Raw genomic sequence first — 14,431 nt, 5'->3', positions numbered from 1 at the left:
GCGCGGCATCCTCCCCCGACGCCATGGGAGGAACGGCCGCATGAAGATCGTCGATGCCCAGATCCATCTCTGGTCCGGCGGCACGCCGACCGGGTCGCATCGCAGGCTGCCCGCCTTCACGGCGGAGGAGGCGCTGCGCGGGATGGAGGAGGCGGGCGTCCATGCCGCGCTGATCCATCCGCCGAGCTGGGACCCCGACTCGAACGCCCTGGCGGTGGAGGCGGCGCGCCGCCACCCCGACCGCTTCGCCGTGCTCGGCCAGTTCCCGCCCGACCGGCCTGAGAGCCGCGGTCTGATCGAGGGCTGGAAGGACCAGCCCGGCATGCTCGGCCTGCGCTGGGCGCTGCTGGACCCGCGCCAGCAGGCATGGCTGCGTGACGGCACGCTGGACTGGGTCTGGCCGGCCGCCGAGCGCGCGGGCATTCCGGTCGCCACCCTCGCCGGGCTCTTCCTGCCGGAGTTCCGGCGGATCGCCGAGGCGCATCCAAACCTCAAGCTGATCATCGACCATTGCGGCCTGGTGCGCACCGCGCAGGACGAGGCCGCCTTCGCCCGGCTGGACGAGCTGCTGGCCCTGGCGAGGCTGCCCAATGTCGCGGTGAAGGCGACCGGCGCGCCGCACTACTCGACGCAGCCCTATCCCTACCGGAACATCCAGGACGGGCTGCGGCGCATCTTCGACACCTTCGGTCCGCAGCGCTTCTTCTGGGGCACCGACATCACCCGCATGCCCTGCAGCTGGCGGCAATGCGTGACCTTCTTCACGGAGGAGCTGCCCTGGCTGACGGGGCGCGATCTCGAGCTCGTCATGGGCCGGGCACTCTGCGACTGGCTCGGCTGGAACCTCCGCTTCGAATGATCTGCCAGCCCCGCGATGCAGTTCGGGCCGCGACCTGCCGGCCGCGGCCCGTTGCGTTGTTTTTGAGGGACGTTCCACTCCGCGGCCGGCCTTCGGCCGGTCCGGAAGGTGTTTCCTTTGAGAGGAAATCGCCTTCCTCTGAAGAGAAGCACGGGAACCGCTGCGGGTCAAGCGTCAACGTCACCGCGGCGGTTGGGTTTTCCGCATCGGCCGCATGCGCGCCTGGATCTCGGCGGTCGCCTCCCGCAGCAGGCGCAGCACCTGCCCGAGGCGCGGCGGCTCCAGCCGGCCGGAGATGGCGGCGAGGCTGAGCGCCGCGACCGGATCGCCGCCGGGCCCGAAGAGCGGCAGGCCGAGCCCGCTGGTGCCCGGCACGAGATCCTGCACCAGGGTGTAGCCGTCCCGGCGGGAGGTCTCGATCCAGTGCCGCACCCGCGCCTCGTCCACCCCGCGGGCGGCGCGGCCGGCCCGCTGCTCCGGCAGGCGCAGCAGCCGCTCGATCTCCGCGGGGTCCTCGAGGAAGGCGAGCAGCGCCACGCTGCCGGCGCCGAGGCCGAGGACGCGCCGGTCGCCCGGCTTGGTCACCACCGCGCGGATCGGATAGGCGCCCTCGATGCGCGAGACGCAGATCGCCATGTCGCCGGAGCGGAGCGTCAGATAGACCGTGTCCTCCGTCGCGTCGGAGAGCGACTGCATGACGGGCTGCGCGACCTCGGCGATGCCGAAGCGGTTGGCGGCCGCGAAGGCCCAGCCGGCCAGGCGGAGGCCGAGGAAGTAGCGCCCGCCGCCGCGGTCCTGCTCGATGAAGCCGTGCTCGGCGAGCGCCGCGACCAGGCGGTGCACCGTGGTCTGGCTGAAGCCGGTGGCGCGGACGAGGTCGACGAAGCGCAGCCCGGTCTCGCCGGCATCCGATAGCGCGTCGAGGATCGCCGCGGTGCGGCCGAAGCTCTGCTCCAGCCCGCGCTCGCCCGGCGTGACGCCGCGCGCCACGCTGCCATGCCCGTCCATCTCCTCCTCCACAGCCATGCGATGTCGGGGCTTGCCGGTTGACGCCGGAACCCCGCCCATGTTTCGCTTCACGGAAAGCTATTTCCTGTTAGCGGAAAACAGGCGCGGGAGCAACCGCCTCACGCGCGGGGAGGGTGGATGACGGACCAGGCCGGACGGCATCGGGGCAGGGCATGATCCCGGCCGGGACGATCGACTGCGACATCCATGTGGTGCCGCCCGGCATGCGCGCGCTGCTGCCGCATCTCGACCCCTATTGGCGAGAGCATGTGGAGCGGCGGGGCCTCGAGCGGGAGAATTTCGACACCAGCGCCTATCCGTCCGGCGCGCCGATCGCCGCGAGGCCGGACTGGCGGCTGGAGGGCGCGCCGGCCGGCAGCAGCCTGGCCGCGTTGCAGGCGCATCTCCTCGATCCGCTGCGGCCGGCGGCGGCGATCTGCAACGTCATCCATGGCGCACAGATGGTGATGAGCGAGGACCTCTCCGCCGCGCTCTGCCGTGCGCTGAACAACTGGCTGGCTGCGGAGTGGTTGGAGCGCGACCCGCGGCTGCGCGCCTCCATCGTCGTGCCGGTGCACAGCCCGGACCTGGCGGCGGAGGAGATCGAGCGCCTCGCGCCCGACCGGCGCTTCGTGCAGGTGCTGCTGCTGGCGATGGCGGAGATTCCGCTGGGACGCCGCCTGATGTGGCCCATCTACCGCGCGGCGGAGAAGCATGGGCTACCCATCGGCATCCATGCCGGATCGAGCTTCCGCCACCCGCCGAGCGCGGGCGGCTGGGGGTCCTTCTACCTGGAGGACTATGTCTCCTATGCCCAGGGCTTCGCCGCCGCGCTGAACTCCCTGCTGGCGGAGGGCGTGTTCCAGAAATTCCCCGGCCTGCGCGTGGTGCTGATCGAGAGCGGGGTGAGCTGGCTGCCCGCCAGCCTCTGGCGCATCAACAAGACCTGGCGCGGCGTGCGGGCCGAGGTGCCCTGGCTGAACCGCCTGCCGGCCGACCTCGTCCGGCAGCATGTGCGGCTGACCGCGCAGCCCTTCGACGCACCGCCCGGTGCGCGGTCGCTGGAGGTGTTGCTGGACCAATTGGGCTCGGACGAGCTGCTGCTCTTCGCGACCGATTACCCGCACTGGCATTGGGAGCGGGAGGACGGGCCGCTGCCCGCCGGCCTGCCGCCGGCGCTGGTCCGGAAGATGACGGTGGAGAACCCGCTGGCCACCTATCCGCGGCTGGCGGCCGGCTGATGCGGCCCGATGGCCGCGGGGCCAACCAGCCCGTCTGACAACACAGGAGGAGACCTGCGATGAACGTGGCGCTCCGTGACCCGAGGATCGAGCGGCCGGCCCAGCAGCACCTGGGCTTCGTCGATTGCGACGTGCACCCCTACTTCCGCACGCCGGCCGATTTCGACCCCTTCCTCTCCGCCCGCTGGCGGGAGCACCGGCGGACGATCGGCGGCCGGTCCCGCCAGGGGCTGGGGCGCACCTCGCTCTATCCCCGCATGTCGCCGGGCAATGGCATGCGCGGCGATGCCTGGCCGAAGGACGGCAGCCCGCCCGGCTCCGACCTGCAGCTCATGCGGGAGCAATTGCTGGACCTCTTCGACGTCAGGGCCGGGCTGCTGGCGCCGCTGGTCGGCGGCGCGGCGGCGGAGCGCAATGTCGAGTTCGGCGCCGCCATGGCGACGGCGGTGAACGAATGGCAATGCGCCCATTTCTGCGACCCGGAGCCGCGGCTGAAGGCGAGCGTGCAGGTCACGATCGAGCACGAGGAGAGCGCGATCGCCGAGATCGAGGCGCGCGCCGGCGATCCCCGCTTCGCCCAGGTGAACATCCCACCGCGCGGGCTGGAGCCGCTGGGGCGGCACCGCTACCGGAAGATCCTGGCGGCCTGTGCGGCGAACGGCTTCCCGATCTCGCTGCATCTCGGCGGCACCAGCGGCCATGCCAGCACCGGCGGCGGCTGGCCGAGCTTCTACCACGAGGAGCACCCGAGCTACGTGCAGTCCATGCAGACGCTGGTCACCAGCCTGGTCTGCGAGGGCGTGTTCGAGGAGATCCCCGACCTGAAGGTGGTGCTGGTGGAGGGCGGCTTCGCCTGGCTGCCCTCGCTCGCCTGGCGGCTCGACAGGCACTGGCCGCGGCTGAAGGCGGAGGTGCCGCATCTCAAGCGCGCCCCCTCCGAGACCATCCGCGAGCATTTCTGGGTCTCCACCCAGCCGATGGAGGAGCCGGAGCGGCCCGAGGACATGCTGCGGACCATCGAATGGATCGGGCCCGACCGCATCCTGTTCTCGACCGACTATCCGCATTGGGACCAGGACGACCCGCGCTACGCCTTCAAGGTGCCATTGCCGGAGGACTGGGCGCGGCTGATCTACCGCGAGAACGCCATGGCGCTGTACCGGCTGGACTGAGGGAATGGCCAAGCACGTCGTCGCGGCCGTCGCGGAGATCCCGCCCGGCGGCCGCAAGCTGGTGACGATCCGCGGGCGGGAGATCGGCGTCTTCAACCTGGACGGCGCGTTCCATGCCCTGGTCAACCGCTGCCCGCACCAGGGCGCGGCGCTCTGCACCGGCGCCATCGTCAGCCGGCTGGAGGCGCCGCTGCCCGGCGAGTACCGGCTGGGCCGGCCCGGCACCATGATCCGCTGCCCCTGGCATTGCTGGGAGTTCGACATCCGGACGGGACAGTCCTGGTGCGAGCCCGAGGAGGTGAAGGCGCGCACCTACGATGTCGCGGTGGAACCGGGCGAGGCGCTGGCCCGCGGCCCCTTCAAGGCGGAGACGGTGAGCGTCTCCGTCGAGCAGGACTATGTGGTGCTGACGCTCTAGCCGGCCCGGGCGGATTCAGGCATCGGATGACGGACGCCCCGCGCGGCATCCCGCGCGGGGCGTCCTGCGATGACCGGCGCGGAGGGCGTCAGCCCTCGAGCGCCTCCAGCACCTTCGGCGGCGACATCGGCAGCGCGGTGAAGCGGATGCCGAGCGCGTCATGGACGGCATTGGCGATGGCCGCGAGCGGCGGGACGATCGGCGCCTCGCCCACGCCGCGCACGCCCTGCGGGTGCTTCGGGTTCGGGATCTCGAGCATGACCGGCTCGATCATCGGCACGTCGGAGCAGACCGGCATGCGGTAGTCGAGGAAGCTGGCATTGTCGAGGCGGCCGAGGCTGTCGTAGAGGTATTCCTCGCTCAGCGCCCAGCCGATGCCCTGCACCACGCCGCCCTGGATCTGGCCCTCGACATAGCTCGGGTGCAGGGCGCGGCCGACATCCTGCGCCGCGGTGTAGCGCAGCACCCGGACGATGCCGAGATCGGTGTCCACCTCGACATCCACGCAATGCGTGGCGAAGCCGGGATCGGCGCCGGTGGTGTTGAGCTGCACGCCGGCGCCGATGGGCCCGCCCATCTCGTTCGCCTTCGCCGCCAGTTCCTGCAGCGTCAGCGGCGGGAACTGGCCGGCATTGGCGCCGGCCGGCCGTGCCTCGCCATTCTCCCAGGTCACCGCCTCCGGGTCGATCTTCCAGATCTTCGCCGCGCGCTCCTTCAACTGGCCGATCACCTTCTCGGTGGACTGCGTCACCACCATCGCCGAGGCGAAGGTGACGCGGCTGCCGCCCGTGAGGTTGGAGAAGCCGATGGAGGAGGTGTCGCCGATCTGCACGGAGACGCGGCCGTGCTCGATGCCCAGCAGCTCCGCCGTGACATTGGCGATGGAGGCGCGCGACCCGCCCACGTCCGGATGGCCGGTCGTCACCAGGACATTGCCGTCCTCGGTGATGTTCACCTGCGCCGAGGACTCGCCGCCGGCATTGTACCAGAAGCCGGAGGCGACGCCGCGGCCGCGCTTCACGCCCGGGCGCGGGTTGCGCTCGAGCGGTGCCTTGTAGTGCTCGTGGTTCTGGATCGCCTCGATGGTCTCCTCGAAGGTGACCTTGCCGAAGGTGGCGCCATAGGCGGCCTTGCTGCCGGGCTTCGCGCTGTTCTTCAGCCGCATCTCCAGCGGGTCGATGCCGAGCTTCGCCGCGACCTCGTCCAGCACGCTCTCGGCCGCATAGGCGCCGAGCGGCGCGCCCGGCGCGCGATAGGCCGCGACCTTGGAGCGGTTGGAGACGACCTCGTAGCCGACCGAGAGGACGTGCGGGATCTCGTAGGGCGCGAAGGCGCAGCCGACCGGCCCGCGCAGCGGCCCGCCGGGCAGGCAGCCCGCCTGGATGTAGAAGGTGCCCTGCGCCGCGACGATGGTGCCGTCCTTCTTGGCGCCGATCTTCACCGTGCTGAAGGAGCCGGAGGTCGGGCCGGTCGCCCGCATCACCTCGTCCCGCGACATCACCATCTTCACGGGCCGGCCGGACTTCTTCGAGAGGATCAGCGCCAGCGGCTCGAGGTAGATGATGGTCTTGGCGCCGAAGCCGCCGCCGATCTCGGCCGGGATCGCCTTGATGTTGCTCTGCGGCACGCCCGTGAGCAGCGAGGTCATCGCCCGGACCATGAACTGGCCCTGGGAGGAGGACCAGATCGTCGCGCGGCCGTCCGCGGCATAGCTGACCGTGCAGGCCTGCGGCTCGATATAGCCCTGGTGGACCGGGCGGGTACGGAAGGTCCGCTCCACGATCACGTCCGCCTGGGCGAAGCCGGCCTCCACGTCGCCGAGCTTCGCCACCATGGTGGCGGAGATGTTGGAGGGCTTGTCCTCGAACTTCAGGAAGTCATGCAGGATCGGCGCGTCGGGCCTGATCGCGTCCTCGATCTCGATGACATGCGGCAGGACCTCGTAGTCCACCGCGATCAGCCGGCAGGCCTCGGCCGCCACCTCCTCGTTGATCGCCGCGACCGCGGCGACGGGATGGCCATGGAACAGCGCCTTCTCCCGCGCCATGACGTTGCGGCACATCCAGCGCATGTCCTGGATGCCGAGCATCACGGACTTGTCCAGCGGGAATTCCACGATGTCCTTCGCCGTCACTACCGCCTTCACGCCCGGCAGCGCCTCGGCCTTCGAAGTATCGATGGAGCGGATCCGCGCATGCGCATGCGGGCTGCGCAGCACCTTGCCCCAGATCATGCCGGGCATGGTGTTGTCGGCGGCATAGGTGGCGCGTCCCGTCACCTTGTCCGCGCCGTCCGGGCGGATGGTGCGCGTGCCGATCCATTTGTTGTTCTCGACCTGCAGCCTGTCGCTGATGACGTTCATTGGACGGCCTCCCGCATCTCGGCGGCGGTGTCGAGCACCGCCCGGACGATCTTGTCGTAGCCCGTGCACCGGCAGAGATTGCCGGCCAGGCCGAAGCGCACCTCGGTCTCGGTCGGGTTCGGGTTCTTGTCGAGCAGCGCCTTGGCCGCGACCAGCACGCCGGGCGTGCAGATGCCGCATTGCAGTGCCGCCATCTCCAGGAATTTCTGCTGCAGCGGGTGCAGCCGCTCGCCTTGCGCCATGCCCTCGATGGTGGCGACCTCGTGGCCCTCGGCCTCGACCGCCAGCATCAGGCAGGCGCAGACCAGGCGGCCATCCACCGTGATGCTGCAGGCGCCGCAATCGCCGGTGCCGCAGCCTTCCTTGGTGCCGGTCAGGCCAAGCGTGTTGCGGAGCACGTCGAGCATGCTCCGGTCGGGGTCGCAGAGGAACTCCGCCGGCTCGCCATTGATGGTGGTGGTGACATGGACCTTCGGCATGGCGCTCAATTCCCCCCGGCGCGCTGCGCGGCGATGGCGGCGGTGCGCTTGAGCAGCACGCCGGCGACCTTGGTGCGGTAGGCGATGGTGCCGCGCTTGTCGTTGATGGGCTTGCAGGCGGCGCTGCAGGCGGCCGCCGCCGCGGCCAGCGCCGCATCCTCGAGCCGCGAGCCGATTAGCGCCCTGGCCGCGTCCTCGACCAGCAGCACGGTGGGTGCGACCGCGCCGAGCGCCACGCGCGCCGCGGCGACCACGCCGCCCTGCAGCGTCAGGTTCACGCCGCAGCCGACGACGGCGATGTCCATCTCGGTGCGCGGGATCATGCGCAGATAGGCATCGCCCGAGCCCGCCGGGCGCGGCGGCAGGGTGAAGCTGACCAGGATCTCGCCGGGCTGCAGGGCGGTCCGGCCCGGCCCGACCGGCACGGCCTCCACCGGCAACTCGCGCCGCCCCTTCGGGCCCTGGATGGTCACCACCGCCCCGGCCGCGACCATGGCCGGCACGCTGTCGGCCGCCGGGGAGCCGTGGCAGAGATTCCCGCCCGGCGAGCAGCGGCCCTGCACCTGCTTCGAGCCGATGAGGTTGATCGCCTCCAGCACGCCCGGCCAGGCCCGGCCGAAGCTGGCATGCTCGGCCAGCGTCGCGCCGGAGACGGCCGCGCCGATCCGGAGGCCGCCATCCGGCAGTTCGGCGATCTCGGTCAGCGCCGGGATCTTCTTGATGTCGAGGATCAGGCCGGGCCTGACCATGCCGTTGCGCATCTGGACCAGCAGGTCCGTGCCGCCGGCCAGGATGCGCGCCGCGCCCTGCGCCGCGGCGAAGGCGCTGACCGCCTCCTCCAGCGACTGCGGCGCCAGATATCGGATGTCCGTCATGCTCGCTTCCGTTGTCCGTTCCCCCGCGTCCCGCGGGCGGGACACCGCCCCTGGTCAGGCGCAGAGGTCGGAACGAAGGCTACGCTGGCATGGCCGGCGGGCAAAGCCCCCCTCGGGCGCGGGTGGGTCGTTTCGCCTGCCGGGACGATCCGCCCGGCGCCCTGCCGAGTTGTTGCCGCATGGCCCGGCGCGCGCCGGCCGAGGAGGACATGGCAGGATGCAATCGCAAGCAGTGGCCCCGGCCGCGGCGGGAACGGAGGCGCGACGCGACGGGGCAGGGACCGCGCGGCGCGTGCCGACCCGGGTGGTGGCCGCGACCGTCGCCGGCAACGCCCTGGAATTCTACGACTTCGTCACCTACGCCTTCTTCGCGGTCTATATCGGCCAGGCCTTCTTCCCGGCCTCCACGCCCTTCATGAGCCTGCTGCTCTCGGTCGGCGTCTTCGGCGTGGGCTTTGTCTTCCGCCCGCTCGGCGGCGTGCTGATCGGTGCCTATGCCGACCGCGCCGGGCGGCGGCCCGCCATGCTGCTGACCATCGTCATGATCACGGTCGGCACCATCGGCCTCGCCCTCACCCCCTCCTATGCCAGCATCGGCATCGCCGCGCCTCTCATTGTCGTGTTCTGCCGTCTGGTGCAGGGCCTGGCGCTCGGCGGGGAGGTAGGGCCCGCCACCGCCTTCCTGATCGAGATCGCCCCGCCCGGCCGGCGCGCCTTCTATGGAAGCTGGCAGCTCGCCAGCCAGGGCATCGCGGCGCTGTCCGCGGGCGCGGTCGGGACGGTGCTGTCGCTGCTGCTGGACCACGACGACCTCGTCGCCTGGGGCTGGCGCGTGCCCTTCCTGCTCTGCCTCGCGCTCGTCCCGGTCGCCATCTTCCTGCGGCGGGCGATGCCGGAGACGCTGGAGCATGGCCAGGCGCAGGCGGCGCCGAGCGGGCAGCTCCGCCGCCATGCCGGGCTGATCGGGATGGCGGTGCTGCTGATCCTCGGCGGGACGGTGGCGACCTATGTCGGCAATTACATGACGACCTATGCCATCGCCACGCTGCACTTCCCGCCCTCCATCGCGCTCGCGGCGACGGTGATGGGCGGGGCCGGGACGCTGGTCTTCTCGCTGCTCGGCGGCTGGCTGGCCGACCGCTACGGCCGGCGGCCGGTCATGCTGGTCCCGCGGATCATATTGGCCGTGATCGCCGTGCCGCTCTTCCTGCTGCTGACCTCGCACCCCAGCATGGCGACGCTCTTCGCCGCGACGGTGACGATCACCGGCCTGACCTCGGCCAGCAGCACGGCGGCGCTGGTGGTGGTCCCGGAGCTGCTGCCGGCCTCGATCCGGGCGACCGGGATGGCGATCGGCTATGCGGTCGGCGTCTCGCTCTTCGGCGGGACGACGCAGTTCGTCATCACCTGGCTGATCGAGGCGACGGGCGACCCGACCTCCCCCGCCTGGTACGTGACGCTGACCAGCCTGGTGACGGCGGTGGCGATGTGGACCCTGCCGGAGAGCCGCGGGCGGGTGCTGGAGGGGTGAGACGTTATGCTATGATGGTCCCGGAAGGACGGGACCGATGCGGCGGGACGAGGCGATCGCGCGGCTGAAGGGGCAGGAGGCGGCGCTGCGCCGCCTCGGCGTCACCGGCCTCTGGCTCTTCGGCTCCGTGGCGCGGGACGAGGCCGGGCCGCGGTCGGATGTCGACCTCTTCCTCGACTACGAGAAAGGCCGGCTCGGGCTGTTCGGGCTGATGGAGGCGCAGGACCTCGCCGCGGCGGCGCTGGGGCGAAAGGCCGATGTCACGACACGGGACGCGCTGCACCCGGTGATCCGGCCAGGGGTCGAGGCCGCGGCGATCCAGGTCTTCTGATGCCGAAGGCGTCGCCCCTGCCACGCCTGTTGGACATGGCCGAGGCAATCCGGAACATCGAGGCGGCCATCGCCGGCGTCACGCCGGACGCCTTCGAGGCGGATTGGCGCAGCCGCTGGCTGGTGGAGCGCGGACTCGAGATCGTCTCCGAGGCCAGCCGCCATCTCCCGCCGGCCATGAAGGCACGCCATGCGGCAGTACCGTGGCGGAAGGTCGCCGGGATAGGCAACGTGCTCCGCCACGAGTACCACCGGGTCGCGCCGCCCATCCTCTGGGCGCTGCTGCAGCAGGACCTGCCGGCCCTGCGGGATGCCGTGGAGGCCGAGATCGCGGCGATCCGGGCCGGCCCGGAAGGCTGACCCGGCGCTGGCTACCGCCCGTCCAGCAGCCGCTCCAGGATCCGCGCCTCCAGCCCCGCGAGCGCGGCGTCGCCGCGCCGGCGCGGCCGGGGCAGGTCCACGGCGACATCCATCGCCACCCGCCCCTGCTCCAGCAGGATCACCCGGTCGGCCAGCGCCACCGCTTCCCCCACGTCATGCGTGACCAGCACGGCGGTGAAGCCCTCGGCGCGCCAGACCTCCTCGACCAGCGCCTGCATGCCGATGCGCGTCAGCGCATCCAGCGCGCCGAGCGGCTCGTCCAGCGCCAACAGGCGCGGGCGGCTAACCAGGGCGCGGGCGAGCGCCACGCGTTGCTTCTGCCCGCCCGAGAGGACCGAGGGCCATTCCGCCGCACGCTCGGCCAGCCCCACCTCGGCCAGCGCGGCGCGGGCCCGCTCCTCCCGCAGCGCCAGCGGCGTGCCGCGGTCGAGGCCGACCTCGACATTGCCGCGGATGGAGGACCAGGGCAGCAGCCGCGGCTCCTGGAACATCAGCCGCACCGCCGCGGCGGGCGGCAGCGCGCCATCCGCGCCCTCCAGCGCCAGGGTGCCGCCGCTCGGCACATCGAGGCCGGCAATCAGCCGCAGCAGGGTGGACTTGCCGCAGCCGCTGCGGCCGACGATGGCGACGAACTGCCCCGCGGGGATGTCGAGGTCGATGCCCTGCAGCACCGCCGGACCGTCGAAGGCCTTGCGCAGGCCGCGGATGCGCACCGCGGCCGCCGCCCCGGCGCGCGCCGGAAGGACCATGCCGTCCATCACGCGCTCCTGTAGGCCGGGTTCCAGGAGAGGCAGAGCCGCTCCAGCAGCCGCGCGACGCTGTCGGCGAGTTTCCCCAGCAGCGCATAGACCAGGATGGAGAAGACCACCACGTCGGTCAGCATGAACTCCCGCGCATGCATGGCCATGTAGCCGATGCCGGAATTCGCCGCGATCGTCTCGGCGACGATCAGCGTCAGCCACATGATGCCGAGCGCATAGCGCAGCCCGACGAAGATCGAGGGTAGCGCGCCCGGAAGCACCACGCGGCGGAACAGCGTCGCGCCGTCCATGCCATAGGCGCGGCCCATTTCCACGAGCTGCGGATCGACCGAGCGCACCCCGTGCATGGTGTTGACGTAGACGGGGAAGAAGCTGCCGAGGGCGACGAGGAAGAGCTTCGCCGCCTCGTCGATGCCGAACCACAGGATCACCAGCGGGATCAGCGCGAGATGCGGGATGTTGCGCAGCATCTGCACGCTGGAATCGAGCAGCCGCTCACTCAGGCGCGAGAGGCCGGTGAGGAAGCCGAAGGCCAGGCCGAGGCCGCCGCCGATGGCGAAGCCCGCCAGCGCCCGCCAGGTGCTGACCCGGATATTCTCCAGCAGCTCGCCCGAGCGCGCCAGATCCCATCCCGCCGCGACCACGGCGGAGGGGGCGGGGAGGATGTCCTCCTCGATCCAGCCTGCCATGCTGCCGGCCTGCCAGGCCAGCAGCAGCAGCGCGGGCAGCAGCCAGGGCAGCGCGCCGCGGCCGAGGCCGCGCCAGGCGAGCGCGGGCCGGCGGGAAGCCGGCGCCGCCACCTCGCGCGCGGAGAGGACCGCGTCGCTCATGCCGCCAGCGTCCCGTAGGAATTGGCCGCGACGAAGTCGCGCGCCGCAACCGCGGGCTGCGGCGCCTCCCCAATGCCGAGCTGCGGGAAGAGCAGCTCCGCCACCGTATAGGCCTCCTCGAGATGCGGGTAGCCGGAGGCGATGACGGTGGAAACGCCGAGCGCCTGGTATTCCCGCAGCCGCGCCGCCACCGTCTCCGCACTGCCGACGAGGGCGGTGCCGACGCCGGCGCGCACCAGGCCGATGCCGGCCCAGAGATTGGGCGAGACCTCCAGCCGGTCGCGCCTGCCGCCATGCAGCTCGGACTGCAGGCGCTGGCCGACGCTGTCGCTGTCCTCGTTGCGGCGCTTCTGCACCGCGGCGATGGTCGCGTCGTCGAGATGCGAGATCAGCCGCTCCGCCGCCGCCCAGGCCTCGGCATCGGTCTCGCGCACGATGAGATGGACGCGCAGGCCGAAATTCACCGCCCGGCCCTGCGCCGCGGCGCGGGCCCGCACGGCCTCGAGCTTCGCCGCGACCTGGGCCGGGGGCTCGCCCCAGGTCAGGTAGGTGTCGACATGCTTCGCCGCGACCTCGATGCCGGCCTCGGAGGAGCCGCCGAACCAGAGCGGCGGGTGTGGCCGCTGCACCGGCGGAAAGTGGTTCTTGCCGCCGTGGGAGGAGAGGTAGCGCCCCTCGAAGTCGATCCCCTGCTCGGTGAAGAGCCCGCGGAAGATGGTCAGGAATTCCTCGGTCTGGGCGTAGCGCTCGGCATGCGGCAGCGTGATCCCGTCGCCCGCCAGCTCCTTCGGGTTGGCGCCGGTGACGACGTTCATCAGCAGCCGGCCGCCCGTGATGCGGTCGAAGGCCGCGGCCTGGCGGGCCCATTGCGCCGGCGTCTGCACGCCGGGCCGGAGCGCGAGGAGGAATTTCAGCCGCTGGGTGAAGGGCGCGATGGCGGCGCCGGTGATCCAGGGATCCTCGCACTGGTTGCCCGTCGGCAGCAGCACGCCCCCGAAGCCGAGCCGGTCGGCGGCCATGGCGACGTCGCGGAGATAGCCGAAATCCTGGGGACGGGCGCCCTGGCGGGTGCCGAGATAGCGGCCATCGCCCGAGGTCGGCACGAACCAGAAGAGGTCGAGGGGGGACTGCGTGCTCATGGGATGTCCCTTCAGGCCGCCGGCTTCTGCCAGACGATGTCGCGCACGGTGACGGCGCGGGGGATGAGGCCGAGGCGGTGGAAGCGGTCCGCCACGCGCTGCTGCTGCGCGACGATGGCGTCCGAGAGCGGCACGACGTCGAAGGCGGTGCGGCCGGTGGCGCGGCGCGTCGCCTCGATCGGCAGGCCGGTCGCCTCGCTCGCCAGCCGCGCCACCTCCTCCTGGTGCGCCGCCGACCAGCGGCCGACCCCGGCGAGGAGGTCCACGGCCTCCGCGACCAGGCGCGGATTGGCCTCGGTGAAGCCGCGATTGGCCAGGAAGTAGCTGCTCTGCGGCTCCACCGCGTCGCCGGCGACCAGCACGCGGGCGTTCCGCTGGATCTCGGTCAGGGCGTAAAAGGGATCCCAGATGCTCCAGGCATCGACATTGCCGCGGGCGAAGGCGGCGCCGGCATCGGCGGGCGGCAGCTCGACGGGCTGGATGTCGCGCCAGGCGAGCCCGGCCTTCTCCACCGCGCCGACCGCGAGGCTATGGGCGGAGGAGCCGCGCGCGAAGGCGAGCTTCCTGCCCTTCAGGTCCTGCACCGACTGCAACGGACTGTCCTGCGGCACCAGGATGGCCTGGCTGGCGCCGCGGCTCGGCGTTGCCGCGACATAGAGCAGCTTCGCCCGCGCCGCCTGGGCGAAGATCGGCGGGGCGTCGCCGACCGCGCCGAAATCGATGCTGCCGACGTTCAGCGCCTCGAGCAGCGGCGGGCCGTAGGGAAATTCCACCCAGGAGACGGCGATGCCCTGCGGCGCGAGCGCGCGCTCGAAATCGCCGTTCTGCCGGGCGGAGAGCAGTGGGCCGGATTTCTGGAAGCCGATGCGGAACTGCCGGGCCTCGGCCCGGGCGGTGCGGATGAAGGGCGCGCCGGCAGCGAGCGCGAGCAGCGCGCGGCGCGGGGCCTGGGGAAGGATGGACATGCGAAGGGGTCTCCGGGCGCGTCGGCCGCGCCGGCTCGGGACAGGAACTGCGGTGGGGAAGGGGCGATCAGGCCCGACAA

Annotated in this window: 15 protein-coding genes; 7 read left to right on the top strand and 8 right to left on the bottom strand. The window is 71.8% G+C overall.

Going from position 1 to position 14,431, the window contains the following annotated elements:
* The first annotated feature begins 40 nt into the window (after positions 1-40).
* A complete protein-coding gene (locus Q7A36_RS21005) occupies positions 41-859 on the top strand; it encodes an amidohydrolase family protein (RefSeq protein ID WP_305105701.1) in 819 nt (272 codons plus the stop codon).
* Between the two features lie 180 nt (positions 860-1,039).
* Here the strand turns inward: Q7A36_RS21005 and Q7A36_RS21000 are convergent, their stop codons facing one another.
* Complete coding sequence (locus tag Q7A36_RS21000; RefSeq protein ID WP_305105700.1) at positions 1,040-1,885, bottom strand: IclR family transcriptional regulator; 846 nt, start codon at positions 1,883-1,885, stop codon at positions 1,040-1,042.
* Positions 1,886-2,040: 155 nt separating this feature from the next.
* On the opposite strand from Q7A36_RS21000, the gene Q7A36_RS20995 reads away from it, so the two are divergent.
* From Q7A36_RS20995 to Q7A36_RS20985, 3 genes are read left to right on the top strand one after another with little or no spacing between them, the layout of a single operon-like run.
* On the top strand, positions 2,041-3,108 hold the full coding sequence (locus Q7A36_RS20995; protein ID WP_305105699.1) for an amidohydrolase family protein: 1,068 nt from the start codon (positions 2,041-2,043) through the stop codon (positions 3,106-3,108).
* Between the two features lie 59 nt (positions 3,109-3,167).
* On the top strand, positions 3,168-4,280 hold the full coding sequence (locus Q7A36_RS20990; RefSeq protein ID WP_305105698.1) for an amidohydrolase family protein: 1,113 nt from the start codon (positions 3,168-3,170) through the stop codon (positions 4,278-4,280).
* A gap of 4 nt (positions 4,281-4,284) precedes the next feature.
* On the top strand, positions 4,285-4,698 hold the full coding sequence (locus tag Q7A36_RS20985; protein ID WP_305105697.1) for a Rieske (2Fe-2S) protein: 414 nt from the start codon (positions 4,285-4,287) through the stop codon (positions 4,696-4,698).
* Positions 4,699-4,786: 88 nt separating this feature from the next.
* On the opposite strand, the gene Q7A36_RS20980 is transcribed toward Q7A36_RS20985, so the two are convergent.
* Genes Q7A36_RS20980 through Q7A36_RS20970 form a run of 3 tightly spaced genes read right to left on the bottom strand, consistent with a single transcriptional unit; the run spans position 4,787 to position 8,414 of the window.
* On the bottom strand, positions 4,787-7,060 hold the full coding sequence (locus Q7A36_RS20980; RefSeq protein WP_305105696.1) for a xanthine dehydrogenase family protein molybdopterin-binding subunit: 2,274 nt from the start codon (positions 7,058-7,060) through the stop codon (positions 4,787-4,789).
* Entirely contained in the window at positions 7,057-7,539 is a 483-nt protein-coding gene (locus tag Q7A36_RS20975) for a (2Fe-2S)-binding protein (protein WP_305105695.1), read from the bottom strand. The genes Q7A36_RS20980 and Q7A36_RS20975 overlap by 4 nt, the downstream gene beginning before the upstream one ends.
* Before the next feature lie 5 nt (positions 7,540-7,544).
* The gene (locus Q7A36_RS20970; protein WP_305105694.1) at positions 7,545-8,414 is read right to left on the bottom strand and encodes an FAD binding domain-containing protein; all 870 of its coding nucleotides are present in this window, start codon (positions 8,412-8,414) and stop codon (positions 7,545-7,547) included.
* Positions 8,415-8,631: 217 nt separating this feature from the next.
* On the opposite strand from Q7A36_RS20970, the gene Q7A36_RS20965 reads away from it, so the two are divergent.
* From Q7A36_RS20965 to Q7A36_RS20955, 3 genes are read left to right on the top strand one after another with little or no spacing between them, the layout of a single operon-like run.
* The gene (locus Q7A36_RS20965) at positions 8,632-9,945 is read left to right on the top strand and encodes an MFS transporter (protein ID WP_305105693.1); all 1,314 of its coding nucleotides are present in this window, start codon (positions 8,632-8,634) and stop codon (positions 9,943-9,945) included.
* A gap of 37 nt (positions 9,946-9,982) precedes the next feature.
* Positions 9,983-10,276 carry a nucleotidyltransferase family protein gene (locus tag Q7A36_RS20960; protein ID WP_305105692.1) on the top strand — a complete coding sequence of 98 codons (294 nt, stop codon included), beginning with the start codon at positions 9,983-9,985 and terminating at the stop codon, positions 10,274-10,276.
* A 35-nt stretch (positions 10,277-10,311) separates the two neighbouring features.
* Positions 10,312-10,635, top strand: coding sequence for a HepT-like ribonuclease domain-containing protein (locus Q7A36_RS20955; RefSeq protein WP_305105691.1), 324 nt, complete (start codon positions 10,312-10,314; stop codon positions 10,633-10,635).
* An 11-nt stretch (positions 10,636-10,646) separates the two neighbouring features.
* Here Q7A36_RS20955 and Q7A36_RS20950 read toward each other — a convergent pair whose 3' ends face one another.
* From Q7A36_RS20950 to Q7A36_RS20935, 4 genes are read right to left on the bottom strand one after another with little or no spacing between them, the layout of a single operon-like run.
* Positions 10,647-11,414, bottom strand: a complete 768-nt coding sequence (locus Q7A36_RS20950; RefSeq protein ID WP_305105690.1) for an ATP-binding cassette domain-containing protein — start codon at positions 11,412-11,414, stop codon at positions 10,647-10,649.
* Complete coding sequence (ssuC, locus tag Q7A36_RS20945; protein WP_305105689.1) at positions 11,414-12,247, bottom strand: aliphatic sulfonate ABC transporter permease SsuC; 834 nt, start codon at positions 12,245-12,247, stop codon at positions 11,414-11,416. The genes Q7A36_RS20950 and ssuC overlap by 1 nt, the downstream gene beginning before the upstream one ends.
* Complete coding sequence (gene ssuD, locus Q7A36_RS20940; protein ID WP_305105688.1) at positions 12,244-13,386, bottom strand: FMNH2-dependent alkanesulfonate monooxygenase; 1,143 nt, start codon at positions 13,384-13,386, stop codon at positions 12,244-12,246. Before ssuD ends, ssuC begins: the two co-directional genes overlap by 4 nt.
* Positions 13,387-13,397: 11 nt before the next feature.
* A complete protein-coding gene (locus tag Q7A36_RS20935; RefSeq protein ID WP_305105687.1) occupies positions 13,398-14,351 on the bottom strand; it encodes an aliphatic sulfonate ABC transporter substrate-binding protein in 954 nt (317 codons plus the stop codon).
* Between the last annotated feature and the right edge of the window lie 80 nt (positions 14,352-14,431).

Source organism: Paracraurococcus lichenis (assembly GCF_030657435.1).
In the GTDB taxonomy this organism is placed as follows: domain Bacteria; phylum Pseudomonadota; class Alphaproteobacteria; order Acetobacterales; family Acetobacteraceae; genus Paracraurococcus; species Paracraurococcus lichenis.
Note: the sequence above shows the minus strand (reverse complement) of the source record. Positions and strands in the feature narration are given on the sequence as shown.